The sequence below is a fragment of the Pacificimonas sp. ICDLI1SI03 genome, from assembly GCF_054740865.1.
This window is the reverse complement of record NZ_JBSQAU010000002.1, coordinates 439,739-466,398: the sequence shown is the minus strand read 5'-3', so window position 1 is coordinate 466,398 and position 26,660 is coordinate 439,739. Positions and strand designations below refer to the sequence as shown.

Annotated in this window: 25 protein-coding genes and 1 other RNA gene; 8 read left to right on the top strand and 18 right to left on the bottom strand. The window is 63.1% G+C overall.

Going from position 1 to position 26,660, the window contains the following annotated elements; all coding sequences use genetic code 11:
• Positions 1 to 9: 9 nt before the first annotated feature.
• The 3 genes from ribA to ACSMXM_RS14205 form a co-directional block, all read right to left on the bottom strand.
• Complete coding sequence (gene ribA, locus ACSMXM_RS14215; protein ID WP_460317025.1) at positions 10 to 1,083, bottom strand: GTP cyclohydrolase II; 1,074 nt, start codon at positions 1,081 to 1,083, stop codon at positions 10 to 12.
• A 10-nt stretch (positions 1,084 to 1,093) separates the two neighbouring features.
• Entirely contained in the window at positions 1,094 to 1,885 is a 792-nt protein-coding gene (locus ACSMXM_RS14210) for an exodeoxyribonuclease III (protein WP_460317024.1), read from the bottom strand.
• Positions 1,886 to 2,173: 288 nt separating this feature from the next.
• The gene (locus ACSMXM_RS14205; protein WP_460317023.1) at positions 2,174 to 2,773 is read right to left on the bottom strand and encodes a LolA family protein; all 600 of its coding nucleotides are present in this window, start codon (positions 2,771 to 2,773) and stop codon (positions 2,174 to 2,176) included.
• 162 nt (positions 2,774 to 2,935) lie between these two features.
• On the opposite strand from ACSMXM_RS14205, the gene ACSMXM_RS14200 reads away from it, so the two are divergent.
• The 3 genes from ACSMXM_RS14200 (at position 2,936) to ada (ending at position 5,870) form a co-directional block, all read left to right on the top strand.
• Complete coding sequence (locus ACSMXM_RS14200; RefSeq protein ID WP_460317022.1) at positions 2,936 to 3,703, top strand: peptidylprolyl isomerase; 768 nt, start codon at positions 2,936 to 2,938, stop codon at positions 3,701 to 3,703.
• 15 nt (positions 3,704 to 3,718) lie between these two features.
• Positions 3,719 to 4,672: a threonine dehydratase gene (locus ACSMXM_RS14195; protein WP_460317019.1), complete on the top strand. Its 954-nt coding sequence runs from the start codon at positions 3,719 to 3,721 to the stop codon at positions 4,670 to 4,672.
• 103 nt (positions 4,673 to 4,775) lie between these two features.
• A complete protein-coding gene (gene ada / locus ACSMXM_RS14190; protein WP_460317018.1) occupies positions 4,776 to 5,870 on the top strand; it encodes a bifunctional DNA-binding transcriptional regulator/O6-methylguanine-DNA methyltransferase Ada in 1,095 nt (364 codons plus the stop codon).
• A 21-nt stretch (positions 5,871 to 5,891) separates the two neighbouring features.
• Here the strand turns inward: ada and ACSMXM_RS14185 are convergent, their stop codons facing one another.
• From ACSMXM_RS14185 to ACSMXM_RS14165, 5 genes are all read right to left on the bottom strand, one after another.
• Positions 5,892 to 6,587, bottom strand: coding sequence for a dienelactone hydrolase family protein (locus ACSMXM_RS14185; protein ID WP_460317017.1), 696 nt, complete (start codon positions 6,585 to 6,587; stop codon positions 5,892 to 5,894).
• Positions 6,588 to 6,816: 229 nt separating this feature from the next.
• Positions 6,817 to 8,343 (bottom strand): DEAD/DEAH box helicase, encoded by a 1,527-nt coding sequence (locus ACSMXM_RS14180; protein WP_460317016.1) that lies wholly within the window; start codon positions 8,341 to 8,343, stop codon positions 6,817 to 6,819.
• A 53-nt stretch (positions 8,344 to 8,396) separates the two neighbouring features.
• Positions 8,397 to 9,050: a glutathione S-transferase family protein gene (locus tag ACSMXM_RS14175; RefSeq protein WP_460317015.1), complete on the bottom strand. Its 654-nt coding sequence runs from the start codon at positions 9,048 to 9,050 to the stop codon at positions 8,397 to 8,399.
• Positions 9,041 to 9,448, bottom strand: coding sequence for a hypothetical protein (locus tag ACSMXM_RS14170; protein ID WP_460317014.1), 408 nt, complete (start codon positions 9,446 to 9,448; stop codon positions 9,041 to 9,043). Before ACSMXM_RS14170 ends, ACSMXM_RS14175 begins: the two co-directional genes overlap by 10 nt.
• On the bottom strand, positions 9,445 to 10,065 hold the full coding sequence (locus tag ACSMXM_RS14165; protein ID WP_460317013.1) for a hypothetical protein: 621 nt from the start codon (positions 10,063 to 10,065) through the stop codon (positions 9,445 to 9,447). Before ACSMXM_RS14165 ends, ACSMXM_RS14170 begins: the two co-directional genes overlap by 4 nt.
• A 186-nt stretch (positions 10,066 to 10,251) precedes the next feature.
• On the opposite strand from ACSMXM_RS14165, the gene ACSMXM_RS14160 reads away from it, so the two are divergent.
• From ACSMXM_RS14160 to ffs, 3 genes are all read left to right on the top strand, one after another.
• A complete protein-coding gene (locus ACSMXM_RS14160) occupies positions 10,252 to 11,598 on the top strand; it encodes a M48 family metalloprotease (RefSeq protein WP_460317011.1) in 1,347 nt (448 codons plus the stop codon).
• A gap of 3 nt (positions 11,599 to 11,601) precedes the next feature.
• Positions 11,602 to 12,375, top strand: coding sequence for a DsbA family protein (locus ACSMXM_RS14155; RefSeq protein ID WP_460317010.1), 774 nt, complete (start codon positions 11,602 to 11,604; stop codon positions 12,373 to 12,375).
• Between the two features lie 64 nt (positions 12,376 to 12,439).
• An RNA gene (ffs, locus tag ACSMXM_RS14150) (signal recognition particle sRNA small type) lies at positions 12,440 to 12,537 on the top strand.
• A 105-nt stretch (positions 12,538 to 12,642) separates the two neighbouring features.
• Here the strand turns inward: ffs and holA are convergent.
• Genes holA through ACSMXM_RS14130 form a run of 4 tightly spaced genes read right to left on the bottom strand, consistent with a single transcriptional unit; the run spans position 12,643 to position 17,166 of the window.
• Complete coding sequence (gene holA, locus ACSMXM_RS14145) at positions 12,643 to 13,701, bottom strand: DNA polymerase III subunit delta (protein WP_460317008.1); 1,059 nt, start codon at positions 13,699 to 13,701, stop codon at positions 12,643 to 12,645.
• Entirely contained in the window at positions 13,698 to 14,174 is a 477-nt protein-coding gene (gene lptE / locus ACSMXM_RS14140; protein ID WP_460317006.1) for an LPS assembly lipoprotein LptE, read from the bottom strand. The genes holA and lptE overlap by 4 nt, the downstream gene beginning before the upstream one ends.
• A 44-nt stretch (positions 14,175 to 14,218) precedes the next feature.
• Positions 14,219 to 16,726 carry a leucine--tRNA ligase gene (gene leuS / locus ACSMXM_RS14135; protein ID WP_460317004.1) on the bottom strand — a complete coding sequence of 836 codons (2,508 nt, stop codon included), beginning with the start codon at positions 16,724 to 16,726 and terminating at the stop codon, positions 14,219 to 14,221.
• On the bottom strand, positions 16,726 to 17,166 hold the full coding sequence (locus ACSMXM_RS14130; RefSeq protein ID WP_460317003.1) for a DUF3576 domain-containing protein: 441 nt from the start codon (positions 17,164 to 17,166) through the stop codon (positions 16,726 to 16,728). The genes leuS and ACSMXM_RS14130 overlap by 1 nt, the downstream gene beginning before the upstream one ends.
• 269 nt (positions 17,167 to 17,435) lie before the next feature.
• On the opposite strand from ACSMXM_RS14130, the gene ACSMXM_RS14125 reads away from it, so the two are divergent.
• Complete coding sequence (locus ACSMXM_RS14125) at positions 17,436 to 18,146, top strand: hypothetical protein (RefSeq protein ID WP_460317000.1); 711 nt, start codon at positions 17,436 to 17,438, stop codon at positions 18,144 to 18,146.
• Positions 18,147 to 18,344: 198 nt separating this feature from the next.
• Here the strand turns inward: ACSMXM_RS14125 and ACSMXM_RS14120 are convergent, their stop codons facing one another.
• The 6 genes from ACSMXM_RS14120 to ACSMXM_RS14095 form a co-directional block, all read right to left on the bottom strand.
• Positions 18,345 to 20,087 carry a long-chain-fatty-acid--CoA ligase gene (locus ACSMXM_RS14120; RefSeq protein ID WP_460316999.1) on the bottom strand — a complete coding sequence of 581 codons (1,743 nt, stop codon included), beginning with the start codon at positions 20,085 to 20,087 and terminating at the stop codon, positions 18,345 to 18,347.
• 58 nt (positions 20,088 to 20,145) lie between these two features.
• Positions 20,146 to 21,243 (bottom strand): MBL fold metallo-hydrolase, encoded by a 1,098-nt coding sequence (locus ACSMXM_RS14115; RefSeq protein ID WP_460316997.1) that lies wholly within the window; start codon positions 21,241 to 21,243, stop codon positions 20,146 to 20,148.
• A gap of 84 nt (positions 21,244 to 21,327) precedes the next feature.
• A complete protein-coding gene (locus ACSMXM_RS14110) occupies positions 21,328 to 22,044 on the bottom strand; it encodes a cell cycle transcriptional regulator TrcR (RefSeq protein ID WP_460316996.1) in 717 nt (238 codons plus the stop codon).
• Between the two features lie 85 nt (positions 22,045 to 22,129).
• The gene (locus tag ACSMXM_RS14105; protein ID WP_460316995.1) at positions 22,130 to 23,182 is read right to left on the bottom strand and encodes a glycosyltransferase family 4 protein; all 1,053 of its coding nucleotides are present in this window, start codon (positions 23,180 to 23,182) and stop codon (positions 22,130 to 22,132) included.
• A gap of 60 nt (positions 23,183 to 23,242) precedes the next feature.
• On the bottom strand, positions 23,243 to 24,109 hold the full coding sequence (locus tag ACSMXM_RS14100; protein WP_460316993.1) for a UDP-2,3-diacylglucosamine diphosphatase: 867 nt from the start codon (positions 24,107 to 24,109) through the stop codon (positions 23,243 to 23,245).
• A gap of 88 nt (positions 24,110 to 24,197) precedes the next feature.
• Positions 24,198 to 25,436, bottom strand: coding sequence for a cation:proton antiporter (locus ACSMXM_RS14095; protein WP_460316991.1), 1,239 nt, complete (start codon positions 25,434 to 25,436; stop codon positions 24,198 to 24,200).
• A gap of 135 nt (positions 25,437 to 25,571) precedes the next feature.
• On the opposite strand from ACSMXM_RS14095, the gene ACSMXM_RS14090 reads away from it, so the two are divergent.
• Positions 25,572 to 26,627, top strand: coding sequence for an alkene reductase (locus tag ACSMXM_RS14090; RefSeq protein WP_460316990.1), 1,056 nt, complete (start codon positions 25,572 to 25,574; stop codon positions 26,625 to 26,627).
• The last annotated feature ends 33 nt before the right edge of the window (positions 26,628 to 26,660 follow it).

Below are 26,660 nucleotides of genomic sequence, written 5' to 3'. Positions count from 1 at the left end.
CGGTCGCCGCTAGAATTGGTGCCCTGTCCTGTCCCGCTTCGTCGCCAGATAGTCCGCGTTCAGCGCGCCATGGCCGGCGATCAGCGGCACGCGCGCTTCGACGGTGATGCCCGCTTGTTCCAACCCGTCCACCTTTGACGGGTTGTTGGTCAGCAGCCGGATGCGGGTGGCACCGACGCCGCGCAACATGGCGGCGGCAATGCCAAAATCGCGCTCGTCCACCTCGAATCCCAGGCGCAGATTCGCATCGACCGTGTCGAAACCCTGATCCTGCAGGCGATAGGCGCGCAATTTGTTCAGCAGGCCAATGCCGCGCCCCTCCTGCTGCAGATAAAGCAGGATGCCACCGCCATCCGCCGCAATGGCGTCCAGCGCAGCGACCAGCTGATCGCCGCAATCGCACTTCAGACTGCCCAGAACGTCGCCGGTCAGGCAGGCGCTGTGCAATCGCGTCAGCGGGGCCTTTTCGCGTGAGGTCTCGGCACCGTCCGCGCCCCTTCCCACCAGCAGGGCGAGATGCTCTGGTCCGCCGGGGCTGCGAAAGGCCACCACGCGCGTGTTCGGATCGGCCTTTAGCGGCAGTCGCGCGCGCGTAACCTCTCGCAGGCTGTCTGGCGCCCGGTGGGCCATGATGTCGGCAATGGAAACCTGCAGAAAATCGTCACCCTCCGCCGCTGCACGAACATGCAGCGCCGGCAGCAGACCGGCCAGCTTTGCCGCCTGCAGCGCGGCCAGCGCCGTGTCGGTATCATCGACGGGCCGGGTCTGGAACGGCCCCTTCAACGGGGTCGATAAATCCAGCGTCGGATCGGCCAGCGCCATGGCAGAGGCCGCGTCGATCCATTCCGGGCGCGCGATCCGAACCGCGCGCATGCCCGCCGCCGCCAATTGATTGGCAAGCGCCAGCTGTGCCGCGCGCTTGTCGGTGATCAGGATTTCCGCAACGACCTCACCCTCAAACAGGGCAAGGCGCTGCGCGTCGGTCAGCTCGATCGGCAGGATCGCAAGCGCCTCTGCCCCCGCAACGATGACCGCGCGACCCCGGCGGAGTTCATCAATGGCGCGTTCGGCGGCGATGGTCATGCGTCTGCGTTCACAACTCGATCTCGGTGATCAGGGGGATATGATCGCTGGGCCGGTCCCAGCTGCGCGCCGCCTCCAGCACACGGTGAGACCGGATATTGGGCAGGATTTCCGGCGACGTCCAGACGTGGTCCAGCCGCCGACCGCGATCGCCGACCGTCCAGTCCTTCGATCGATAGCTCCACCAGGTATAAAGCCGCTCTGGCGCGGGCACGAAATGGCGGCCGATATCCTGCCAGTCGTGGGCATCGCGCAGGCGCTGCATGGTTTCCACCTCGACGGGCGTATGGCTGACCACTTTCAACAATTGCTTGTGGCTCCACACGTCGGATTCCAGCGGTGCGATGTTGAAGTCCCCCATCATGATCGTCGGTTCGCGCAGCCCCTCCGACCAGCGGGTCATGCGTTCATAGAAATCCAGCTTCTGACCGAATTTGGGGTTCTCGTCACGGTCCGGAATGTCGCCCCCTGCGGGGATATAGACATTTTCCAGCAATATGCCGTTCGGCAGCCGAACACCGATATGGCGCGCCTCGCCATTATCCTGCCAGTCATAGCGGCGGTCCTCGACCAGCGGCACACGCGACAGAATCGCAACGCCGTGGTGCATCGGCTGTCCATGAAGGATGCGCGTAGTGTAGCCCAGCGCGTGGAACGCCTCGTGCGGGAATTGCGAATCCCGCACCTTTGTTTCCTGCAGGCAGATGATGTCGGGCTGTTCCGCCGTGACCAGTTGCTCGATGAGGGGCAGGCGAATCCGGACGCTGTTTATATTCCAGCTGACAAGTTTGGTAAGGCTCATGCCGCTGCTGCTAACGCGGCGACGCGGCGCCCGCAAAAGAATTGACCCCCACTCCTTTCCGAAGAACGGAGCGAGGGTCGTTCTTGCGCTCGTCACGCAAACGGATCCGGTTCAAACACCCCGGGCAACAGGGGGCAAAATCCCGAAGCGCCCTCGCTGGACCCGATGCGCCGAAGATAGGGGGGGCGTCATCGGCCGACAATCCGGTGCTTCCTCGACCTGCCCCAAAAAGGACGCACTTCGCCCCCCTTCAGTAACGGCTGCGAAACAAGAGACCCGGCGGCGGTCTCAACGCCGGGTCTGAGGACGCGGGTCGTTAAAGCGGAAGGCGTTCTTTGGAACGCCGCCATTGAACTCCACATCGGACAGCGCGACCCGCGTGGTATTGCCCTGTGCGTCGATCACGTTCCAACCTGACAGAGCCAGATCGGCGGGCGCTGCGCTATCCCGCTCGAAATAGATGGTGATGACGCCATATTCCGGATGTTCGCGGTCACGCGCCTCGACGACCAGCGCATTGGCGGTCGAGGATTTCACGCGGGCGAACTTCGCCAGATCCGCCTCCGGGTCCAACAGAACGCTCAGCGGCGTCGATCTGATCGGATAGCGCTGAACCTGCTTCACCTCATAATCGATGACGTTCACGCTCTTGCCGTCGGCCACCACAAGCAGCGGGATACCCTTTTCATACTGAAAGCGAATTTTACCCGGACGCGCCAGATAGACACGGCCCTTCGTGGTCGCGCCGCTGGCGGCGACCTGTGTGAAATTCGCCGTCATCGTACGCGTCTCTTCCAAATGCCGTGTCAGTTCCGGCAGCGTGGCGGCAGCGGGGACGGCCAGCATCAGCGCGGTCAGCGCAGCAAGACAGTTGCGAATGATGGACATCGGTCCTCCTGTTGAAATCTGGATAGCGATATAGCGGACGCCGGTTGAACCGGAATTGAATTGCCCGCGCATGAACGAGCGAACGCCGAAAAGGCGGCACGGGCCACCGTACATGCCGCCCGCACATGGTGTGTTCAGGCAGAAAAGGCTATGGTCCACACCATGATTCGTCTTTTTGCGCTCGCGGCTCTCATCGCCGCCCCCGCCCTGGCCCAGCCTGTCGAAGATGACACGGCTGCGCCTGCCCCCTCAGCTGCCAGCCCGCAGGAGGCACCGCCGGCCGAAACGGTCCCCACCGATCCCGCCGCCGTCGACCCTGTCGAAACCGCACCGCCCACGACCCTGCCGGACGGTGCCGCCCCGCCAAGCGAATCGACGGGCGAAGACGCCGCCGATCCCGCGCCGGAACCCGCCTTCCAGACGGAGCGCGTGACGCTGGAAACCGAAAACGGCCCCCTGGTCATCGCGGTGGAGGTGGAGCGCGCGCCTATCACGGCAAAGAATTTCCTGCGCTATGTGCGGGAGGGGCGCTTTAACGGCATGACGCTTTACCGCGCCAGCAATCTGGGCCGCGGATATGGCCTGGTGCAGGGCGGAACGCGCGGCAATCCCGAGATGATACTGCCGCCGATCACGCATGAGCCGACCAGCCAGACCGGGCTGAGCCACACGGACGGCACGGTCTCCATGGCGATGGGAGAGCCGGGCACGGCAGACGGCGATTTCTTTATCATTGTGGGCGATCTGATCAGTCTGGACGCCGGCGACGGCCAACCCGGCTTTGCCGCCTTCGGTCATGTGGAAGAGGGGATGGACATGGTCCGCGCCCTGCTCGACGCCCCCACCGACCCCAATGAGGGCGAGGGCGCAATGCGAGGCCAGATGCTGGCGGAACCAGTAAAGATCCTGTCCGCCGAAACAAGCGAGTAGGTGCGGCCCATCGGCATGTTCACTCTTGCCGAGCTTGAGGATGCACAGCGGCGGATCCACGCGGTTTTTCCGCCGACGCCGCAATATTGCTGGCCACTGCTGTGTCAGCGTCTGGATACCGAAGTCTGGACCAAGCACGAAAACCACACGCCAACCGGCGCCTTCAAGGTGCGGGGCGGTCTGATCTACGCCGAACGGCTGGCAAAGGAAAAACTGGCACCGCGCGGAATGATCTCCGCAACGCGCGGCAATCATGGCCAGTCGCTCGCCTTTGCGGGAAAAAGGTTCGGCATCCCGGTCACCATCGTCGTGCCGCACGGCAATAGCAGCGAAAAGAACGCCGCCATGCGGGCGCTCGGCGCGACCCTTTTGGAACATGGCGAGGATTTCGACGCGGCACGGTCGCACGCCATGGAACTTGCAGAGGCGAAGGATTTATGGTTCGCGCCCTCCTTCGGCCGCGATCTCGTCCTGGGCGTCGCGACCTGGGCACTGGAACTGTTTCGCGCGGCGGGCGATCTTGACACGCTCTACGTTCCCATCGGTCTCGGTTCCGGCATTTGCGGCGCCGTGATGGCGCGTGACCTCCTTGGTCTGAAGACGGAGATCGTCGGTGTGCAAAGTGCCGCCGCGCCCGCCTATGCCCGTTCGGTGCAGGAGGGTACGGTCGTCACACTGTCATCGGCCGACACCAAGGCGGATGGTCTGGCGGTGCGCACGCCCGACCGCGATGCGCTGGATATTATCCGGCGGGGCGTCGCGCGAATCGTCACCGTGACGGACGCGGACATTGCCACGGCGGTGCGTGCCTATTGGACGGACACGCACAATCTGGCGGAGGGGGCAGGCGCCGCGCCTTTGGCAGCCGCGATGGGCGAAAAGGCGATGCTGGCTGGAAAGCGCGTCGGCATGCCCCTGTGCGGCGGCAATATCGACCTGGCCCTGTTCGAGCGCTGGATTTTGTCATAGCCACCCCGACCGGGCGCGCGCGAAATTCAAAAGCAAGAAGCGGGACGCGGCCATAGCCGATTTTTTCTATCCGAGGACCAGTGACACCCGCCGGAGAATGATGATGGCTCATGCTGCAGATCTGGACCAATCCACTCCGCGTCCCGCTGATTATGCGGGGGCGGACGCCCGCTGGCGGGCGGTCTGCGATCGCGAAGGGGCGGCCGATGGCCACTTCTTTTTCGCGGTCACGACTACAGGCATCTACTGCCGCCCCTCATGTGGCGCGCGTCAGCCAAAGCGGGACAATATTGTGTTTTTCGATACCGCCGAAGCGGCGGCGGCTGCCGGATTTCGGCCCTGCAAACGGTGCCGCCCGGCCTCCCCCTCGCTCGCGCAGAAATATGCAAAGATCGTCGGACGCGCGTGCAGGGCGATTGAGGCGGATGACATTGCCCCGTCTTTAGATGCTCTGGCGCGGGACGCCCAGATGAGCACCAGCCATTTTCACCGCATTTTCAAGCAGGCGACCGGCATCACACCGGCACAATATGCCACCGCGACCCGTGCCGCCCGCATGGCGGGGGAATTGCGCGCTGGGACCGGCGTCACCGAGAGTCTCTATGCCGCCGGCTACGGCGCCCCTAGCCGCTTTTACGAACGTGCGGAGCAGCGCCTCGGCATGCGTCCCTCGGCCTATCGGTCCGGCGCGCCTGGAACGCTCCTGCGACATGGCACCGCGAAATCATGGCTGGGATCGGTACTGGTCGCCGCCACGGAACGCGGTATTTGCGCCATTCTGCTGGGCGACGACGAGAATAGCTTGATCGCCGACCTCGGCGCCCGCTTCCCCGCCGCTCGTCTTGTGCGCGCCGAACCCGGTTCCGATTTCGACCTGTGGCTTACAAAGGCGCTGGCTCTGCTGGAGGCGCCGGCGGGCGAACATGACCTGCCTCTCGATATTCGCGGGACAGCCTTTCAGGAGCGTGTGTGGCGCGCCCTGTGTGGCATCCGCGCCGGAACGACCGCGACCTATTCGGACATTGCCGAACTCATAGGACAGCCATCAGCGGCTCGCGCGGTCGCGACGGCCTGCGCCGCCAACCCGCTTGCTGTAGCGGTGCCATGTCACCGCGTCGTCCGTGCAAACGGCCAGTTGAGCGGCTATCGCTGGGGCGTGGAGCGGAAGCGCGCCCTGCTGAAACGCGAGGCGTGCTAGCGGAGCGACCCGATTCAGGCCTTATTGCAAATGACGGGCAAAAAACGCCGCCGTGCGCTCATCGGCAAGGGAGGCTGCCGCTTCGTCCCGGCGATTACCGAATTCAGCGGCGAAGCCATGGCCGACGCCCTCATATTCATAAATGTCGACATCTGAATGCGCGTCGAGCGCGGCGCGAACCTCGGCGACGGCCTCGCCCGGAACGAACGTGTCCTCGCCGGCAAAATGCAGCATAAGCGGACGCGCGATTGCGTCCTTCTCATTCAGATATTGTTCGATCCCGGCGCCGTAATAGGACACCGACGCATCGATATTGGTGCGGGTCGCGGTCAGAAAGGCGAGACGCCCCCCTGCGCAATAGCCAACGGCGCCGACCTTGCCGTCGTCGCGCAGCAGCTTGCGCGCCTCGGATATCGCGGCCTGAATGTCGCGAACGCCCTTGTCGATGTCGAATTCCCCAAACAGGGAAAGCGCGCGGTCCATTTCCGGTTTGACGTCGGGGTCGAGTTCGATGCCGGGCTCCTCCCGCCAGAACAGATCGGGCGCTATCGCCAGATAGCCGGACTCTGCCAGCACGTCACATTTGCGGCGGATGCCGGCATTCACACCAAAGACTTCCTGAATGACCACGATGGCCGCCTCGGCGCGCCCGGCGGGCTCGGCCAGATAGGCAGGCAAGGTGCCATCAGACAGTGAAATTTCTATGTTCTTGCTCATGCGAAAAGCTCCGTCTCCAACGGGTGGATCAATCAGCCTGCCAGTGAACGGCCCGCCCCGCGCCCCCTGGTCCCTTCGGGATAAGGGCATCGGAAGCCCGCCTGCGAAAGGAACTGTCTCGACCCCCGAAACGCACGGACGCTTCCCCGCGTTCCGCCTGTCAGCGGATCGCGACGCAATGCACAGGACGCAGACGCCCTCTGGCGCCTGCATTTATCCGTGCGGCAATTTACCTGCTGAGGAACCCCGGCACCGGCCCGTTCCAGTCTGGCGACGCATCGTCGGCCAGCGTGGCCTCTTCTGCATCGTCCTCATGCGCCCTGCGCGGCGGTGACTGTGACGCGCTGGAGGAGCTATCCCGCGCCCTCGGCTTTTCCTGCTGCGGCGCCTTCGCGGCTGCAGGACGGCGGCGGCGGGGCGCCGATTCTGCATCGGCGCCGGAACGGTCTTCTGCGGTGGGCTCGTTCTGGGAATTCGGCGTGTCCGAAACGGCCTCAGCCTTGCTGGCGGCATCCGGCTTCTTGTCCACCGCCGGTTTCGCGCGCGTCCTGCGCCCGCGCGGGGCCCGCGCCGCGTCCTTTTCGCCTGCAGGTTCGTGGCCTTCTGTCTTGTCGGCTTCGGTCTTGCGAACATCGTCGACAGGCGTGTCGCCCAGCCGCGGAATCCGGGTCTTGATCAGCTTTTCAATGTCCTGGACCAGTTCGTGATCCGATTTGATCGCAAAGGTGAATGCCTTGCCCGTTGCACCGGCGCGTCCCGTACGACCGATACGATGGACATAATCCTCTGCATTGAATGGTACGTCATAGTTAAAGACGTGGCTGACGCCCTTTATATCCAGACCGCGCGCGGCCACGTCCGAAGCGACGAGGATATTGACCTCGTCCGACTTGAACGCTTCCATCGTCGCCATGCGATCGCGTTGTTCCATGTCGCCATGGATCTGCCCGGGGCGCAGGCCGGCGGATTTCAGATCCGCGACCAGATCCTTGATGTCCTTCTTGCGATTGCAAAAGACGATCGCCGATTTGACGTCGGGCGCGGACAGCATCTTGGTCAGCGTCGAACGCTTTGACCGCGGTGAAACCTCGACCAGCGCCTGTTCGATATTCGCATTGGCAGAGGACTGGCGTGCGACCTCTATCTGCCTGGGCGAATCCATGAACTTGTCCGCCAGCTTCTTGATGGGCGGCGCCATGGTGGCGGAAAACAGCAGCGTCTGGCGATTGCGGCCCAGCAGGCTGCAGATCTTTTCGACATCGGGGATAAAGCCCATGTCGAGCATGCGGTCGGCCTCGTCGATGACCAATATGTCAACGCCGGACAGCAGGATATTGCCGCGTTCGAACTGATCCAGCAGACGGCCCGGCGTCGCGATCAGAACGTCGACGCCCTTTTCCAGCAGCTTGTTCTGTTCGGCAAAGCCCACGCCGCCGATCAGCAGGGCCATGGTCAGGCGGTGGTTCTTGCCGTATTTCTCGAAATTCTCGGCCACCTGCATCGCCAGCTCTCTGGTCGGCGCGATGATCAGGCTGCGCGGCATGCGCGCGCGGCTGCGGCCCTGTGCCAGAATGTCGATCATGGGCAGAACGAAGCTGGCCGTCTTGCCCGTGCCGGTCTGTGCGACGCCGACAACGTCCTTCCCCATCAGGATCAGGGGGATCGCCCCGCGTTGAATGTCGGTCGGTTCAGTGTAACCTGAATCGACGACTGCGGAGAGAAGCTCGTCCGAAAGGCCGAGAGGGAGAAAGCTCAAGCGCGGTTATCCATTAATAAGGCGGAAACCCGCGCTTCGCCCGCCCGGCGCCCTTAGTCAAGGGCGGGACGGGTGGCGGTCGGCGCCTCGACAGGCTCTGCGGCCAGTGCCGCCGAATAGGCATCGCGCCCTTTCAGTGCCTGCCAATAGGCGGCAACATTGTCCGGAAACGCGCCAAGGTCCAGCTCTTCCGCCAGTTTCAGGGCATAGCCAAAGGCAATATCGGCCATGGTAAAGCGGTCGGCAGCAAGGAATTCGCGCGTGTCGAGCAAGCGGCCCGCCGCCTTCAACCGCGAAAAAAACCATTGCGCATAATCGTCGGCGGCCTGCTGCTGGCCTTTTTCCGGTTCAAACACGCGGTAGCGCAGCGCGATCGTCTGCGGAAATGTCATCGTGGCATCCGACCGGTACATCCAGTCCAGATAGCGACCATAATCCCGTTCCTGCGGCGCCACGGCAAGCGACGTCGGCCCGTATTTTTCCGCCAGATAATGGCAGATCGCGACCGATTCGGTCATCACCTCGCCATTGTCGAAAAAGGCGGGGATCGTGCCGAACGGATTTATCTGCAGCCAGTCTTCCTCATGAATGCGCGGAGGGAAGGGCACCATGACCAGTTCATATTCCAGCCCCATTTCCTCCAGCGCCCACAGCGGCCGGAAGCTGCGTGCACCCTTGCAGTGGTACAGCCGGGGCTTCAGGTGCATTTGACCAGTTCGACAGGCTCTGCATCCTCGTCCTCGCCCGTGATCGTCATGCTGGCAGCGTCGGGGCCATAGCTGATCGTCCAGCTTTCGCGCACGCGGCGTCCGTCATCCACGCAGCTGGTCCGCAGGTCGGTATCGCTGAACCGCGCATCCGGCGGCATAATTTCACAGAACAGCCCCGCCGTCTTCGTCCTCAGCTCGTCCGCCCAAAAGCGCCACCAGTCGCTTTCGCACTGCCCAGCCGTCTTTGCCCAGCGACCGATATAGCGGCGCGGATCGGGGGGCGGCGCTTTTGGCGCGGGAACGGTTTTCACTTCCGGCTCCTCCGTCACCCGCGAATCGGGTTCGAAGCAGCCGGCCAGCAGCATCGGCAGGATCAGAAGCAGTCCCGCCTTCACGTTGGCCGGCCCAGCTTTCCGAACCGCGCCTCATATTCCGTGGTTCGTCCCGCAGCGAGCAGCTTTGCCTGCTCGACATGCTGATCGCGTTCTATACGTCCCTTGAATGTTCCCAGTTTCGCATCGATGGTCCGCACATCGTCCGGCGACCAGTCCGCGATCTGCGCAAAATGCCAGACGCCGAGATCATTATAGATCGATTCCAGCTTTGGCCCGATCCCTTTGATCAATTGCAAATCGTCGGGCTCCCCCTCGGCAGAGGACATAGTGGGATCCATGCGCTTCGTCGGATCGGGCACAGTCACGGTGTCTGCCCGGGGGGTAACCGGAGCTGCGGTCGCGGGTGTTTCTGAAAGGGCGGGCCGCGCCTTCATCGCGCGCAGGCGATCGACCTCATCTGCCAACGGCTTGATCTGGTCGCGGCTGGAGGCGACCTCCCGCTCCAGCGCGGCATTGCGTTCATGCGCGACCGCCAGTTCCGCGTTGCGCTCGGCCAATTCCGCCTGAAGCGCACGGCGGCTGCCCGCACCGCGAAACAACAGCCAGCCCAGTAGCAGGCCGACGAGCAATGAAATGATGATGGCGACGATCATGTCGCCTTCGAGACTGAATGCCATGCCGGCCCTCCTTGCAGGTGAGGCACAAACGCCTGTCTGCGCCATCTGTTTCCCTGGGGGTGCTTCCCGCCTCTCGTCTAGCCACACGCGGGCAAGGGGTCGAGTGCTGCAAGACCGGGGGGTGGCCCCGCGCTGCACCGTAATCATTTCATTCTGCATTCACGCTGTGGCAGTAAGGCGCCTATCATGACCGCCCTTCGTCATTTTCTCATTCTGACGCTTGCGCTATTGCTGGTCGCGCGGCCGGCGGCTGCACAGTCGATCCTGCGCGATGCGGAGACGGAGGCATGGCTGCACCGCCTGGCATCGCCCCTCGCCGCCGCCGCCGGGCTCGATCCGCGGAATCTTGAAATGGTTCTGGTGAATGATCCCAGTCTGAACGCCTTCGTCGCGGGCGGGCAAAGGATCTACATTCATTCCGGCACACTGCTGCAGGCTGACGACGTCAACCAGATCCAGGGCATCGTCGCGCACGAAATGGGCCATATCGCGGCCGGCCACTCGATCCGCTTCGGGTCGGAGGGGGGCAAGGCAGCCAGCAGCATCTCGATCCTGTCTCTGCTCGCCGCCGGCGCCGCGATGGCGATGGGTGGTGGAGAGGCGGGCATGGCGCTGCTTGGGCTTGGCCAGCGCGCGGCGCTCGGCACCATGCTCAGCTTCAGTCGCCAGCAGGAAAGCCGCACCGACCAGGCCGGCGCCCGCTACCTGGAGACCGCAGGCGTCAGCGGCAAGGGCATGCTCAGTTTCTTCAAGAAGATCCAGAACCAGGAATATCGCCTCGCGATACCGCAGGACAATGATTATGTCCGCACCCACCCGCTGACCGGCGACCGAATCCAGGCGCTGGAGAATATCCTCGTAAGATCGCCTTATTGGGACAAGCCTGCCGACGTGCAGCTGGAAGCCGATTTCGAGCGCATCCAGGCGAAGCTCTATGGCTTTATCGAGGATCCGACCCGCACGCTCAGCAAATATCCGGAAAGCGACACCAGCCCTGCGGCACACGTCGCGCGTGCCTATGCCTATCACAAGGGCGCATTTCCCGACGCGTCCGCACGAGAGGCGGATGCCCTGCTCGCGGAGAATCCCGACGATCCCTATGTGCTGGAGCTGAAAGGGCAGGTCATGCTGGAATCCGGTCGGCCAAAGGAGGCACTGGTGCCGCTGGAACGCGCCGTCGCGCTTGCGCCCGACCAGCCGCTCATCGCCACACTGCTGGGCCATGCCCTGTTGGCGACGGAAGACCAAAAGAATGTTCCGCGCGCCGCCGAGGTCCTTAAGGAGGCGGTGCGCCAGGACCGGCAGAACCCGTTCGGCTGGTACCAGCTTGGCATCGCCTATTCGAAACTGGGCGACGATGCGCGCGCTGCTCTCGCCTCCGCCGAACAATATTCCATGTCGCGGGAGCCTCGGCTCGCCGCGTCCAATGCCCAGGTCGCCATGGCGGGGCTGCCGCGCGGATCGCCGGACTGGCTACGGGCGCAGGATGTGTTACTGGTCGCCCAGAACGATCTGAAAGACGCAGAGAAGTAATCTATGGCCAGTAGCAGGAATTTCGTGGCCGGGCTCAGCCTGGTTGCGCTCATAGGATTTGCGCTCGCCGCCCTGCTGGCTGTGCGCCAGCCGGTCGAGGCGCAGGCCGCGAAGGGCGCGCTGTCCGCTGCCGAGCGCGCGGAAGTCGAGAGCATCGTTCACGACTATATCCTGGCAAATCCCGAAATCATTCCAGAGGCGATCAACAATCTGCAGCAGCGCGAAGTCGCGCGCATGATCGACTCGAACCGTGAGGATATTGAGACCCCGTTCGAGGGCGCATGGGCGGGGAAGGAGGACGCCAGCGTCGTGCTGGTCGAATTTTTCGACTATAATTGCCCCTATTGCCGCCAGTCCAACGCCGTCGTGCAGAAATTGCTGGCCGAGGACGAAAATCTGAAAGTCGTATGGCGCGATTTCCCCGTGCTCGGCCCCGAAAGCCGACGTGCCGCCATGGGCGCCCTGTCGGCGGCGAAGCAGGACAAGTATCGCAGCTATCACGATCTCATGTTCGCCGATGAACGCCGCCTGTCGCAGGAAAAGCTGTTCGACGTCATCCGCAAGACCGGCCTGGATGAAGTCGCCACTGCCAACGATCTGAAACGCAAGGCGCTGGAAGACGAACTCGATTCGAACCTCGCCCTCGGCCGCGCGCTCGGCCTTGGTGGCACGCCCGCTTATGTAATCGGCGATCAGATTCTGGAAGGGGCGGTCGGATATGAAGCCCTAAAGACCGCAATCGCCGAAGCGCGCGCGGAAGAAGCAGCCGCAGAATAGACCTCTATTCCCACACCGTTGAATGCCCGCCTTGCGGAATCAGCTGGATTCGCCCATATGCGCTCGCGGAAGTCGGGCGGGTGCGGCACTCGCCAACCCGGTCAGGTCCGGAAGGAAGCAGCCGTAACGAATTCGTCGCAGGTCGTTCCGGCTTCCACCCCACACATATTTCCATGCAGTCGCCTATCTCCGCCCGCGCGGCAGGGACGGTCGTCAAACTGCGCTGCGTCGTCAGAGGCGCTAGGAGGCCGTCAGCAAACGCTGCCGCTATAGCCTTCGTCCGCGTGCCTGGGCGCGGCGGGCCAGGGTCAGAAATATGTCCGCCGTCAACAGATCGCCATCGGCGGTCCCGCTCGATTTGAACTTGACCTCCGCTGCGCGCAGCCGCTCCAGCGCAAGTTCAGCGTCGCTCGCACTCCACAGCTTCAGCTCTCGCGTCAGGGCATTCTTTTCCTTCCAGAAAATTCGTCTACCCTCCGCCTCGATGACCGCTTCGGCGCTTTGTCCGCGCGCGGTCCCCCTCGCCAGCGATACCAGCTGAGAGAAACGCCGCTGTACCGCCCGAAGCTGTGCCACGCTTACCTTGCCGTCATGGATCAGGCGGGCATGTTCGCGCGCGACGGCCCGGGGATCGCCGCCTGCGACGGCCATTGTCAATTGCGAGAAATCGCCCTCGGAAAAGGCCGCGCCCAAACGATCCATCACGTCTTCGCCCAGCGGCTTCGGATCGTCGGGGGACGCATCGAGATATAATGCGAATTTCTCGATTTCCTGTTCGGCAATGGCGCGGTTCGCTACGATCATCGCCGCGATCGTCGCGCGTACCGCCCGGTCGGGTAACAGGCCCGCCGCCTTGCACATCTCATCCGCCATCCCAGCCGCGTCACGGGCATTGGGCTGCCAGAAGCGCAGCGCCGCGCCCGCCACGCTGCCACCGACCATTTTCACCAGCGCCGATGTCGCCTTGATGTCGCCACCGGACAGCACCACCGGATTGCCTGCCTCTGCCGCGTTCAGCAGCAGCTCGACTGCATCACGTATATTGTTGCCCGGTGCCTCCGACACCTGATCGACGCGAATGACGCTCCTGCCGCCGAACATGGAGATGGCGGCGGCTTCGGCGGCGAGGCGCGACGGATCTTCGCGCAGGTCCGCATTCGTGAAATCGGTGCGCGCCATGGCGTCATCGCCGACCAGCGCCCTTGTCAGACGGTCAGCGGCGGCTTTTGCGCCCGCAACATCCTGTCCATAGAACAGCCAGACACGGATTTTCGGATCGGCGGCGGCGATGGCCGCATTGATGGCGGGTAGCTTGTCTGCCTTCACCGCTCGTTCGCCGCCGTGAACACGGCGATGCGGGTAGCGATTTGCGTCGCGATATCGTCCGACAGACGCTCCAGCGCATCGGTTTCGGCGGCGACGACCGCATAGTCCGACGAAACGACGTCGATACCCGAATCTGTACGCACCGTCTCGTCGATCAGCGTATTGCCGGTCGACAGTTCCACCAGCTGATAACGCGCGCGCAGCGTCCGCCGCTCACGCGTGATCGAATCGTCGCCGCGAATGCCGAGACCGGTAATCTGGTCGTCCAGTGCCACGTCCAGCCGGTAGCGCGCCTCTTCGCCGCCGCCCATACGATCCAGCAGCGCCTGACGAACAAGATAGCCGGAACGATCCGGGATTGCCGGAATGCTGATCCCGCGCAGGGTCTGCGCCGCCGCGCTGTTTGCGCCACCACCGTAAACCGGCGTCAACTGACAGGCGGCGAGCACGGCGGGCGTAAGGCAGAGCAGCATCAGCCGACAGAGCCCCTTCGCAGCAGCAGGCACGGATTCCCGCCTCATATTACCAGATTCACCAGACGATCGGGCACCACGATCACCTTCTTGGGCGTCCGCCCCTCCAGCGCCTGGCTGATCTTGTCGCGCGCCATGACGGCGGCCTCGACATCCTCGCGCGCCATTCCCTTGGGCAGGTCCAGCGTGTCCTTCAGCTTTCCGTTCATCTGCACCGCAATGGTGACGCTGTCCTCGACCAGCATGGCGGGGTCCGCCACGGGCCATGCCGCCTCCGATGCCAAGCCTTCGCCGCCCAGCGCGGTCCACGCCTCCTCCGCCAGATGCGGCATGGCGGGCGCGGCCAGCAGGATCAATGTACGGATCGCTTCGGCCCGCGCGGCGCTGGGCTTTGCCTTCTCGATCGTCGCCGCAAGCTCGTAGCAACGCGCCACCAGCTTGTTGAACCGCAGGGCGTCGATATCCTCGGTAATCCCGGCGATGGTCTTGTGAACGCTGCGCGTCAGCGCCTCGTCGGCGCCTTCGCCCTCATTTGCCTTGCCGACGAGTTTCCACAGGCGCTGCACAAATCGGTTCGCCCCCTCGATCCCGGCCTCCGACCATTCCAGATCGCGTTCAGGGGGCGAATCCGACAGCACGAACCAACGGACCGCATCGGCGCCATAGCGCGCGATGATCGGTTCAGGATCGACCGTGTTCTTCTTCGATTTGGACATCTTTTCAACGCGACCCGCCGTGATGACCGTTTGCGTGCCGCGTTCGAACAGCGAATCGCCGCGTTTCTCGATGGCGCCCGGCTCGATCCAGCGCCCGTCCGCCGTTTTATAGGTCTCGTGCGTGACCATCCCTTGCGTGAACAATTGCCGGAACGGTTCTTTCACGTCGACCAGGCCGACATGTGCTAGCGCCCGCGTCCAGAACCGCGCGTAGAGCAGATGCAGGATCGCATGTTCGACGCCGCCAATATATTGATCGACGGGCAGCCATTGGGCGATCTCTGCCGGATCGAACGGGCGCCCGCCCGGCTGGCTGGCAAAGCGCAGGAAATACCAGGACGAATCGGCAAACGTGTCCAGCGTGTCGGTTTCCCGCTGCGCCGCGCCGGCGCATTTGGGACATTCGGTATTGCGCCAGCTGTCATGCCGCAACAACGGGTTGCCCGGCTTTTCGAAACTGACGTCCTTTGGCAGTTCGACGGGCAGATCGCTTTCCGGCACCGGCACCACGCCGCACGCGTCGCAATGGACGAAGGGGATCGGCGTGCCCCAGTAACGCTGGCGGCTGATACCCCAGTCGCGCAGGCGATATTGTGTGGTTCCCTCGCCCCAGCCTTCGGCCTCCGCCTTTTCGATGACGGCGGGGATGGCATCGGCGACCTCCATGCCGGTCAACCAGTCCGAATTCACCAGCCTGCCAGGGCCGATATAGGCCTCGTCGTGGATGCCGTCGCCCTCTGCCCCCTCGGGCGCGACGACGCGCGGCACGGGCAGGGCATATTTGCGCGCGAAATCCAGGTCGCGCTGATCGTGCGCGGGACAGCCGAAAATGGCGCCCGTGCCATATTCCATCAGCACAAAATTGGCGATGAAGACCGGCAGGGTGATCGAGCTGTCGAGTGGATGCACCACGCGCAGCCCGGTATCATAGCCGCGCTTTTCCGCCGTCTCCAGCTCTGCCTCGGTCGTGCCGCCGCCGCGCAGGCTGTCGATGAATCCGGCGATGCGGTCATCGGTTTGCGCCAGTTCCAGCGCCAGCGGGTGGTCTGCGGCGATGCCGGCGAAGCTGGCACCGTAAAGCGTATCCGGCCGGGTGGTATAGACCTCCAGCGTGTCCTGCCGCCCCTCAAGCGCAAAGCGGAATTTCAGGCCGCGCGACCGGCCGATCCAATTGGCCTGCATGGTGCGGACCTTGTCCGGCCAGTTTTCGAGTTCGTCGAGGCCATCCAGCAGATCGTCGGCGAAATCGGTGATCTTCAGGAACCACTGCGCCATCTTGCGGCGCTCTACCTCGGCACCGGACCGCCAGCCCTTGCCATCGATCACCTGCTCATTGGCCAGCACGGTCATGTCGACCGGATCCCAGTTCACATAGGCTTCGCGCCGCTCGATCAGGCCAGCCTCATGAAATTTCAGGAACAGCGCCTGTTCATGGCCATAATAGCTGGCGTCGCAGGTGGCGAATTCGCGGCTCCAGTCTATCGCAAAGCCCAGCGTCTTCAGCTGTGCGCGCATTGCCGCGATATTGTCGCGCGTCCACCCCTCTGGATGCACGCCGCGCTCCATGGCGGCATTTTCCGCCGGCATGCCGAACGCGTCCCAGCCCATGGGGTGCAGGACCTCGTCGCCCGCCATGCGGCGCTGGCGCGCGATGACATCGCCCATCGTATAGTTCCGCACATGCCCCATATGGATACGACCGGATGGGTAGGGGAACATTTCAAGGACATAACGCTTGGGCTTCGCCGATGTGCTGTCGGCGACAAATGTACCGCGTTCATCCCACGTCTTTTGCCAGCGCGCCTCTGCGGCGGCGGCGTCGAAACGCTCCGCCATTATCCTATCTGCGAACGGCGCAGATCGCGCGCGCGGCTGAGGATCGCTTCTTCCAGTTTCTGCACGGTGCCCGCGCGCACTGGAACGTCGACCCAGTTCCCGCCATTATTCTGCTGCCGCACAGCCGCGACGCGCAGCCCATCGGCGCGCAGCGTGCGGTCCAGAATATAGACCGTCAGTTTTACGCGCTCTTCAGGCACCTGGGGATTTGCGTACCAGTCGGTGACGATGACGCCGCCATCGGAATCGACCTGTGCCATCGGCATGAAGGCCAGCGTTTCCAGGCTTGCCCGCCACAGGAATGCGTTGACGCCGATCTGCGTCGTCTGCGCGGCCGCAATATCCACCTGGGGCGCATCGCGACCGCCGCCGCACGCAGAAAGTCCAAGGGCTGTTACGCCAATAAGCGGCAGGGACAAAGCGGCGCGGAATGAGATCATGGAACTACCTTGGCATCATGTGGCTTGGCGTATCGGGTGGTCTATAGGGTGATACGCCAAAGCCGCCTAGCCCCCCTCGGCCAACGTTGCCATGGTGGCTAAGGGGTGCTTTGTTGATATGCGTGGGGGCGCTCCGGTTCGATATCCGGGGAAATGCTGTCACATCGATGCAACAGGGTATCGATAAAAGCCGATTGAGCGTTCACGGGACGCAAGAAAGACTCGGAATCACAAGGGGGATGCGGCACAAAGACGCGTAGATCAGACAAATGACACGGACACTTGCCTTTCGGCCCTTGACGGCCACCGCGTTTTCGGCTCTCGCCGCCGCCGCGCTTGGCCTGTTCGTGGCAGCCCCTGCCCAAGCACAGCTTGCGAAACCGCAAAGCGGCACGGTGGGCAGCTTCACGCCCTCGGGTGGAAATTCGCGCCTGTCGGAGGCGGAGAGCCGCTTTTCCTTCACGCCCGCCGACAAGAAGGCCGCGAAGCGCCGCGGTGTCAGTGTGGGCGTGACCAGTCGTGTCGTCGCCGACAGCGAAGGCCCCGCCTCTGCTGAGGTGGCAACAGCGCGCATACGTACGCCGCGCACCCCTGCAGAGGTGGAGGCGAAACTGGACGTCGGCTATCGCGGTTTCAGCCTGTCGGGCGGCGTCGTGAAGGCGACGGATCGCACTCTCGGTACCGAAAGAGCGGGCACGGAGGTCGGCATCGCCTATGGCGGCAAACGCTGGCGCGCCGCCGTAGAAGCGGGTGCAAGCGTTTCAAGCGACAGCAGCCGTATCCTGCCCGATCGTATCGGCGATGCGGAACATGTCGAACTGGGCGGCGCCTATGCACTTAGCTCTCGTCTGTCGGTAAAGGGTGGCGTCCGATATGATCGCTTGCATCCAGAGGCCTATGGCCGCGACTTCGTAAATCGCGATGCCGACAAGGCCGAGGAATCCGGCACCGTCTATCTCGGCACTTCGTTCAGCTTCTGACCCCCGGTCGGAACACCGCCGCCCTAATATTTGCGCGTTCAAGAATCCGAACGCGCCGGTTCATCTGAAATCAGTATAACGGCTGTCGCTCCCTCCTGCGCAGCATGGCGCGTGGGTGACTTGTCGCCGGATCGCACAAGATAGAGCGGCATTCGGATAAAGGCTGTCAGATGCGGCTGCGCCTGACTTTTTGCGCCGCTACCCCTCTTTCGCGTGCGCCACAACTTCGGCCGTCGCTGCACGCGCCTTCTCTTCCTCCACCAGTTCCTTGCGGCTCAGCTTGCCGATCATGGTTTTCGGTAGTTCCGCGCGGATTTCGACAGCGGCGGCGCGTTCGTGCTTGCCGACCCTAGCGTTCAGATAGCCGAGCAGATCCGCCTCGGACACATGCGCGCCCTCCTGTAACGTTACGAACGCCTTCGGGCGCTGCCCTAAGCGCCTGTCGTCAATACCGATGACGATTGCCTCCTTCACCGCTTCGTGGGCGTAGAGCACCTCCTCCAGCGCGCTGGGATAGACGTTGAAGCCGCCGACCAGGACCAGGTCCTTCATGCGGTCGACGATGAATACATATCCGTCCTCGTCGATATAGCCGACATCGCCTGTTCGCAGGCGCCCCTCCACGAAGGTTTCATCGTCGGCGTCAGGGCGATTATAATAGCCGCGCATCATTTGCGGCCCCTGCAGCGTGATTTCGCCCTTCTCTCCGTCGGGGAGAATGCGCGTCGGGTCTTCCTTGTCGCAAATGACGATGCAGGTCCCCGGCATGGGCTGCCCAATGGAGCCGATCTTTCCGCCCGTATCGTAGGGATTGACCGAGGCGACGCCGGATGATTCCGTCAGGCCATAGCCCTCCACCAGCTTTGCCCCGGTCTGCGCCACGAAAGCATCACGCAATTCCTTCGGCATGGGCGCGCCGCCCGAAATGCAGATGCGCAGCGATGTCAGGTCGACATGCGCGATATCGGGATGTTCCAGCAGCGCACGGTACATGCTGGGCACGCCCGGCAAGGTCGTGATCTTCATCGCCGGGATGATACGCACGACGTCCTCCAGCTCGAATTTCGGCATCAGGACGATCTCGTCCGCGGCAAGGATCGTGCGGTTGAGAACGCAGGTGTTCGCAAAGACGTGGAACAGCGGCAGGGCGCCCAGAATCCGGTCATGCGCGGTCGGCGTATCGTCCATCGCGTGCACCTGAGCCGCATTGATGGAAAGATTGGCGTGGCTGAGCAATGCCCCCTTTGGCCGTCCGGTGGTTCCGCCGGTATATTGAATAAGGGCGATATCCTGATGCACGTCGATTTCGGGCGCCGCGGTAATCGGGCCATGCGTGAACAGGTCGGCAAAACGCAGACGCGAGCGGCCATAGCCGACCTTTGCACGATCGGCGGATCTGAACATGCGATAGGCCAGCGCCTTCAGTGGCGGAAGAACTTCCGCCAGATTGCCGACGATCAGCCGCTTCAGCGTGCCCCGCGCCTGAACCTCCGCAATGGCAGGAAATAATTGCTCCAGATCGAGGCAGACCATCGTTTCGACACCGGCATCGTCCACCTGATGCGCCAGTTCGTCAGCGGTATAAAGCGGGGAGAAATTCACCACCGTGCCACCGGCGCGCATGATGGCGTAATAGGCGATCACATAATGCGGACAGTTCGGCAGAAACAGGCCGACCTTCACCCCGCGCTGTACGCCCAAACGACGAAAGCCCTCGGCAGCCGCCTCTACCTTCGCCGCGATGTCGCCATAGTTGAACCGGCGCCCCAGGAAATGCAGGAAAATCTGGTCGGGATAGCGACGCGCGGTATGTGCCAGCATGTCCGGCAGCGCCATCGGGGTAAATGCGCGGTCCCATGGAACGGGATGATCATAGTCGCGCGCCCATGGGCCGGGACACGCTGGGGCGGGAGCCGCGGGGTCGGTGAGGGCTTCGATCATGCAACTCGCTCCCTGATGGCGATGCGCCCGTGATACGCACTATTGGCATAGATGACAATTAAATCCGGACGGCGCTCCATAGATCCGCCGCGCCGTCCCGTACCTCCCGAACAGCCTGTCCGCGCGCCTCCAGCCAGCGCAGGTGGGCCATGGCCTCGCCGGTTGCGATGCCGAAATCCTGCTCCTCTATGGTACGGTGAAACAGCACCTCGAACGTGTCGAGGGCGGTACGCGGCGTGGCCAGAAACCGCGTAAGCGCCTCAAGCTTCTGCCGGTGATCCTCCGCCAACTGGTCCAGACGTTCGTGCAGGCCGGTAAAGGGAAAACCATGCGCGGGCAGCACCAGCAAATGGTCCGGCAGGGCACGCAAGCTGTCGATGCTGTCCAGCCAGTCGCCCAGCGGGTCCGCCATCGGTTCTGTCATGTGAACCGAAACATTGGACGTGATGCGGGGCAGCACCTGATCGCCCGATATCATCAGGCCCGCCGCCTCGTCGACAAGGCAGGCATGTTCCGGCGTATGGCCCGACCCGATGACGACACGCCATTGCCGCGCGCCCGTCTGCAGGGTGCCGCCGTCCCGCATGCGTTCATATTGGCGCGGAAAGTCCGGCACTGCGTTCCGAAACCGGCCCCACCCGGCGTCGCGGAAACGTTGCAGCGCCTGTGGCGGCCATCCGGCCTGCTCGTAAAAGCGGACGGCCTCCTCGGGGGGCTCATCCCCCATATCGCCGATCAGCATGCGCGACATGACATATTCGGTCTGCGTCATGACCAGCGTGGCGCCGGTCTTCTTCACGAGCCAGCCGGCATTGCCGATATGGTCTGGATGGAAATGCGTGCAGATCACCCGACCGATGGGCTTTTCCGCCTGTAACTGATCCAGCACACCGCGCCACACATCGCGGCAGGAGGGAGCCGCCAGCGACGTATCGACGAGCGCCCAGTGATCGCCCGCATCGATGACCCACAGATTGATGTGATCCAGGCTGAACGGCATCGGCATACGCAACCAGCGCACACCATCGGCAATCGGGTGTAGAACCCCGGGTTCCGGATGCCACCGCCCAAGGGGATAGTGCAGGCCACGTCGCACTTCTGGACGTCGCACCTCCGGCGTGGCGGCAGCTAGGGCGGGGGATTGATGATCCGTCATCCTGCGTGATCTAAGCCCGTCACGCGCCGCGTCAGCCTATCTGTTTGCGTACCGACCGTACCGACGCCGAACGGGCGACGCGCCTTATTTCTTGGCCCAGGGATCGACGAAGTCCGGCTTCTTGCCAGCCTCGGCCGCATTCGCCCCTGGCTCAAGGCCCATGGCTTCGGCATCGGCAGCTTCCTGCGCGGCCAGCTTGGCGGCCTCACGTTCGGCCTTAAGCTCTGCGAGCAGCGCGGCGCGGTCGCTTTCGAATTTCGGATCGGAAATCTCGACCCCCGCCTTCTGCGCCGCCGCCTCGACCAGAACGTCGAGGTCGCGCTGCGAGCAAAGGCCCAGCGCCACGGGATCCTTTGGCGTGATATTGTCCATGTTCCAGTGTGTCTTGGAACGGATCGCCTGGATCGTGTTCTTCGTCGTGCCGATCAGCTTGCCGATCTTCGAATCCGGAATGTCGGGATGGTTCTGAACCAGCCAGGCAATGCCGTCGGGCTTGTCGACGCGCTTCGATACCGGCGTGTAGCGCGGTCCACGGGTACGCAATTGCTGCTCCGGCCCGTGGCTCATGACCAGCTTGTGCTTTGGATCGGCCTCACCGGCTTTCAGCTCGTCGCGCGTCAGTTCGCCCGCCTCGATCGGGTCGCGCGGGATATGCTTGTGCTGCGCGGTTTCGTCGGCGATCGACTGCACCTCAAGAATATGGAGGCCGCAAAAATCGGCGATCTGGTCGAAGCTGAGCGTCGAATTGTCGACCAGCCATTCTGCAGTCGCATGCGGCATCAGGGGGTGTTCGCGGGCCATGGCGCCAATCCTTCGGATATAAAAAGGGCCGCCCCTTTCGGAACGGCCTCGCATGGGAATGATATAGGCTTCGCGGGCCCGCCGATCAAGCGGCCAGGGGGGCGACGCCAAATGCGTCCGCACGCTGATCGGTGGAAAAACGCGCCAGCGCGCTGCGGAATTCGCTGGTGGCCTTTTCCCAGGTGAAGCTGCGGCCATATTCACGGCATTGCGTACGGTCCCGCGTCAGCGCCTGCTGGATGGCGACCGCCAGATCCTCGGATAGCGACCCGACTTCTGGCGTCACGAGGTCGATCGGTCCCTGTACCGGATACGCGGCAACGGGAGTTCCCGAGGCCAACGCCTCTATGATCACCATGCCGAACGTGTCCGTGCGGCTGGGGAATACGAAGACATCTGCATTGGCATAGGCGGCGGCGAGATCCTCGCCATGCAGAGGGCCGAGAAAGCGGGCAGCCGGGTATTGCCGCGCCAGATCGGCACGCGCCGGACCATCTCCCACCAGCACCTTCGTTCCTGGCGAGTCGATTTCCAGGAACGCCTCGATGTTCTTCTCGACCGCGATACGTCCGACATAAAGCTGGATGGGACCGGGAAGCCCGGCAAAGGCGGCGGGACGCGGTGGCGGCTGATCTGGAAATGCGGCGAAGTCGACGCCGCGTCCGAACGGCAGAAGCGGGCCGATCCCCTCCTCCTCCAGTTGGGCACGCAGGCTGGGCGTCGCCGCCAGTGTCGCGCTGGCGGGCCGGTGAAACCAGCGTTCGAAATGCCATAGCCAGCGGGCCGGCAATCCCGTGCGCGCGGCGACATAGTCCGGGAACTGGGTGTGATATGCCGTCGTGAACGGTAGCCCCTTGCGCTGGCACCAGCGGCGCGCGGCGAGACCGAGCGGCCCCTCCGTCGCGATATGGACGGCGTCCGGGCAAAAGCGCTTGAAGCGCGCGCCGATCTGCCCCGACCAGACCAGCGCCAGGCGGATTTCCGGATATGACGGGCAGGCGCAATTCGGGAACAGGTCCGGCGATATCACGTCGACGCGATCGCCGCGGCTTTCGAGTTCCCGCCGCACGGTTTCCAAGGTTCGGACGACACCGTTCACTTGCGGTGCCCAGGCATCGGTGACGATGGTGATCTTCATCGTGAGCCTTCTTCCAGCATTGGTCCGAGGGCGACCTTACCCGCAACTAGCGGCCACGGGCTAGGCGGCGGTACGCAATTCCACCGGCGCATCGCGCGCCGCCATGATGTCAGCCCAGTGCAGAATTTCCATGCGGCCGTCAAAATGTTCGACAAGGGCGGTACACCCCTCCACCCAGTCGCCGTCATTATAATATTCGATGCCGTCGATCTGGCGGAATTCTGCTGTGTGAATATGACCGCAGACGACGCCGTCGAGGCCGCGTATGCCTGCGGCTTTTGCCACAGCCTCCTCAAACTGGCCGATGAATTGTGCGGCGTTCTTGACCTTGTGCTTGGCGTGCTTCGATAGCGACCAATAGGGCATGCCAAGCCTGTTCCGGACCTTGTTCAGCAGCCAGTTGAGCTTCATCATGCCGATATAGGCGGCATCGCCAAGAAGGGCGAGCCACCGCGCATAAAGGACGACCGCGTCGAATTCGTCGCCATGACAGACGAGCAGGCGGCGGCCGTCGGCGGTTTCGTGAATGGCCTTGCGCTTGATCTCCACGCCGCCGAAATTCATGCCGACGAACTGGCGGAATGCCTCGTCATGATTGCCGGGGATATAGACGACGCCGGTGCCGCGCCGGGCGCGCTTCAGGATGCGCCACAGAATGTCGTTATGCTTGACCGGCCAGTGCCAGGTCTTGCGAAGGCGCCAGCCGTCGATGATGTCGCCGACCAGATACATCGTGTCGCTGTCGACGCTGTCGAGGAAATCGATCAGCATGTCGGCATTGCAGCCGCGCGTTCCCAGATGGACGTCGGAAATCCAGATCGTGCGATAGCGGGTGCGCGAATTCCAGCATCGTTCGGGGATGGAGGGTCCGGCCTCTATCTCCGCCAGAACATCACGCACTCCCGCGCCGTGAATTTTGCCAAGCATGTCGTTTATCCCGCTGCTCCGGAGTCGCTCGGCTTAAGGCAGAAGGATGTTACAGCTTTGTGCGCTGCACAAAAAATTCACATAATGGCTATTTCGCCTTCTTTTCCCGCGTGGCTGGGCCGACCACGCTGCCGGCCGTAAAGCCATGGACGATGGTGGAGAGGAGGATCGTAAATGCCACGGTCGCCCACAACGCATCGATCCGCCCGAATTCCGCACTGCCCGCAGCATAGGCGAGATAGTAAATCGATCCGATACCCCGCACGCCGTAAAAGGCCACAATCGCACGTTGCGGATAACTGAGCGCACTGCCGGCCATAGACAACATGCCCGCCAGCGGTCGCACGATGAAGATCAGGGCGACCGCCAGAACGGCTATGCGCCAGTCGAGAAATGGCCAGAGCAGCGGCAGGGCGCCGCCCAGCATCACCAGAAGGATCGACGTTACCGCATGTTCCAGGCTTTCGGAGAAGGTGTGAAGTCGCTTGTGAAATGCATGATCCGCCTCCTGCCGGCGCAGGACGAGGCCCATGACGAAAACGGCGATGAATCCGTAACCTTCTGAAAGTTCGCACAGGCCATAGGTGACGAGGACACCCGCCAGCGCAACGACCCCGGATCCACTGTCCGCCAGAAGATTGACGCGCGGGACGGCAAACATCAGCTTGCCCAACAGCCAGCCCGCTGCCGCACCGCCGACTGCGCCAAACGCAATCTTGTACAGCACATAAAAGCCGACCCACTCACCCAGCGCGAACTCCGCCGACGCAACGAGAATTCCCAAATAGACAAAGGGAAAGGCCAGGCCATCGTTGAGCCCCGCCTCGCTGGTCAGGGCGAAACGAACCGGATGCTCGCCCCCCTCCAGCGGCGGGCCGACCTGAACATCAGCGGCCAGAACGGGGTCGGTCGGGGCGAGAACCGCCCCCAGGAGCAGCGCAGCGGCCAAGCCAAAGCCAGCCCACAAACCGAGCAGGACGACACCCAGGATGGTGAGCGGCATGCCAATAAGGAGGAGCCCCGTCGTCGGGCGCCAGGCGCTCCAATCGGCAAGTTTATCAATCCGGAGCCCGGTCCCGAACAAGGCAATGATCACCGCCAGTTCACTTGCCAATTCCCAGATTTTCGGGCGTTCGACCGGACTGAACAATTCCGGCATGCCCGACAGGAAACCAAAGGCGCCCAGCCCGCCGAGAATCAGGAGCCCGGATGCCGCAGGTTCATGTGTGGAAACGAAACGGGGCAACCAATAGGCGAGAATGATAACGATCCCCGCGCCCAGCAGCAGCAGGTGATAGGGATCCAGGCCGAACATTCCATCGCTCATGTTGCGCCTCCTGCGACGAACGCGCCGCCACGGCAATAGGACCAATGCGCGCTTTCACGTGCACAAGCAAAGCCATGCTGGTGGGCTGCCCGGCGCACACTATCTGTTCTGAAACGAACCAGGAGATATTTCGGCATGACGCTTGATCCGCTTTTCGACCCCATCACCATCGGCGCCAATCCCGTGCCCAACCGGATTTTCATGGCGCCGCTGACCCGCGCCCGCGCCGATGCGGACGGCATTCAGCAGGATTTCGTCGCCGAATATTACGCACAACGCGCCGCTGCGGGGCTGATCCTGTCGGAGGCGACAGGCATCAGCCGCGTGGGGCTGGGCTGGCCCAACGCGCCCGGCCTTTGGAACGATGCGCAGGTGGAAGCGTGGAAACCCATCGTCGAGGCCGTACACGCGCAGGGCGGCCATTTTTACGCGCAATTATGGCACATGGGCCGCCTGTCGCATCCCGCGACCTCGGGCGAAACGCCGGTATCCCCATCCGCCATCGCGGCCCCGGGCCAGGCGCATACGCCGGACGGCAAGAAAGATTATGTTGTTCCGCATGCGCTGACCAAATCAGAGATCGAAGCGACACTGGAGGATTATGTAAGGGCAGCCCGAAATGCACGCACCGCAGGATTTGACGGCGTCCAGATACATGGCGCCAATGGCTATCTGATCGACGAATTTTTGAAAGACAGCACCAATCATCGGGACGATGAATATGGCGGCAGCCCGGAAAACCGCGTCCGCTTCCTGAGGCAGGTGGTGGAGGCCGTCACCGGCGAAGTGGGGGCGGACCGGACAGCGGTGCGCCTTTCCCCCTCCGGCGAGGTAAAGGGCGCGATCGACTCCCGCCCCGAACGGGTGTTCGGCGAGGCGACGCGAATGTTGTCGGGACGCGGCCTGTCATTCCTGGAACTGAGAGAGCCGCGCGCCAACGGAACTTTCAACCAGTCTGACGAGCCCCCGATGAGCCCGCTGATCCGCCAGCTATATGATGGCGTTCTGGTCCTGAACGGCGAATATGACGCGGCAGAGGGAGCAAAAACCATTGCCGAGGGAAAAGCCGACGCAATCAGCTATGGCCGCCCGTTCATCGGCAATCCCGATCTGGTGGCGCGCTTCCGCCACGGCTGGCCGTTGCAGGATGCGGACCAGGAAACCTGGTACTTTCGATTCAGACGACGCTAAAGTACGAAATCATTGTAAAACAATGTACTTAGC

Coding starts and splice junctions, on each gene's coding strand:
- leuS (WP_460317004.1), bottom strand. CDS start 16,726: ATGGCGGAGCGTTTCGACGCCGCCGCCGCAGAGGCGCGCTGGCAAAAG.
- ACSMXM_RS14120 (WP_460316999.1), bottom strand. CDS start 20,087: ATGATCGAAGCCCTCACCGACCCCGCGGCTCCCGCCCCAGCGTGTCCC.
- lptE (WP_460317006.1), bottom strand. CDS start 14,174: ATGCTGCTCTGCCTTACGCCCGCCGTGCTCGCCGCCTGTCAGTTGACG.
- ACSMXM_RS14185 (WP_460317017.1), bottom strand. CDS start 6,587: ATGAGCAAGAACATAGAAATTTCACTGTCTGATGGCACCTTGCCTGCC.
- ACSMXM_RS14110 (WP_460316996.1), bottom strand. CDS start 22,044: ATGGCCCGCGAACACCCCCTGATGCCGCATGCGACTGCAGAATGGCTG.
- ACSMXM_RS14090 (WP_460316990.1), top strand. CDS start 25,572: ATGACGCTTGATCCGCTTTTCGACCCCATCACCATCGGCGCCAATCCC.
- ACSMXM_RS14175 (WP_460317015.1), bottom strand. CDS start 9,050: ATGCACCTGAAGCCCCGGCTGTACCACTGCAAGGGTGCACGCAGCTTC.
- ACSMXM_RS14105 (WP_460316995.1), bottom strand. CDS start 23,182: ATGAAGATCACCATCGTCACCGATGCCTGGGCACCGCAAGTGAACGGT.
- ACSMXM_RS14100 (WP_460316993.1), bottom strand. CDS start 24,109: ATGCTTGGCAAAATTCACGGCGCGGGAGTGCGTGATGTTCTGGCGGAG.
- ACSMXM_RS14210 (WP_460317024.1), bottom strand. CDS start 1,885: ATGAGCCTTACCAAACTTGTCAGCTGGAATATAAACAGCGTCCGGATT.
- ada (WP_460317018.1), top strand. CDS start 4,776: ATGGCTCATGCTGCAGATCTGGACCAATCCACTCCGCGTCCCGCTGAT.
- ACSMXM_RS14160 (WP_460317011.1), top strand. CDS start 10,252: ATGACCGCCCTTCGTCATTTTCTCATTCTGACGCTTGCGCTATTGCTG.
- ACSMXM_RS14115 (WP_460316997.1), bottom strand. CDS start 21,243: ATGACGGATCATCAATCCCCCGCCCTAGCTGCCGCCACGCCGGAGGTG.
- ACSMXM_RS14130 (WP_460317003.1), bottom strand. CDS start 17,166: ATGATCTCATTCCGCGCCGCTTTGTCCCTGCCGCTTATTGGCGTAACA.
- ACSMXM_RS14165 (WP_460317013.1), bottom strand. CDS start 10,065: ATGGCATTCAGTCTCGAAGGCGACATGATCGTCGCCATCATCATTTCA.
- ACSMXM_RS14195 (WP_460317019.1), top strand. CDS start 3,719: ATGTTCACTCTTGCCGAGCTTGAGGATGCACAGCGGCGGATCCACGCG.
- ACSMXM_RS14125 (WP_460317000.1), top strand. CDS start 17,436: ATGACACGGACACTTGCCTTTCGGCCCTTGACGGCCACCGCGTTTTCG.
- ACSMXM_RS14200 (WP_460317022.1), top strand. CDS start 2,936: ATGATTCGTCTTTTTGCGCTCGCGGCTCTCATCGCCGCCCCCGCCCTG.
- ACSMXM_RS14205 (WP_460317023.1), bottom strand. CDS start 2,773: ATGTCCATCATTCGCAACTGTCTTGCTGCGCTGACCGCGCTGATGCTG.
- ACSMXM_RS14095 (WP_460316991.1), bottom strand. CDS start 25,436: ATGAGCGATGGAATGTTCGGCCTGGATCCCTATCACCTGCTGCTGCTG.
- ACSMXM_RS14155 (WP_460317010.1), top strand. CDS start 11,602: ATGGCCAGTAGCAGGAATTTCGTGGCCGGGCTCAGCCTGGTTGCGCTC.
- ribA (WP_460317025.1), bottom strand. CDS start 1,083: ATGACCATCGCCGCCGAACGCGCCATTGATGAACTCCGCCGGGGTCGC.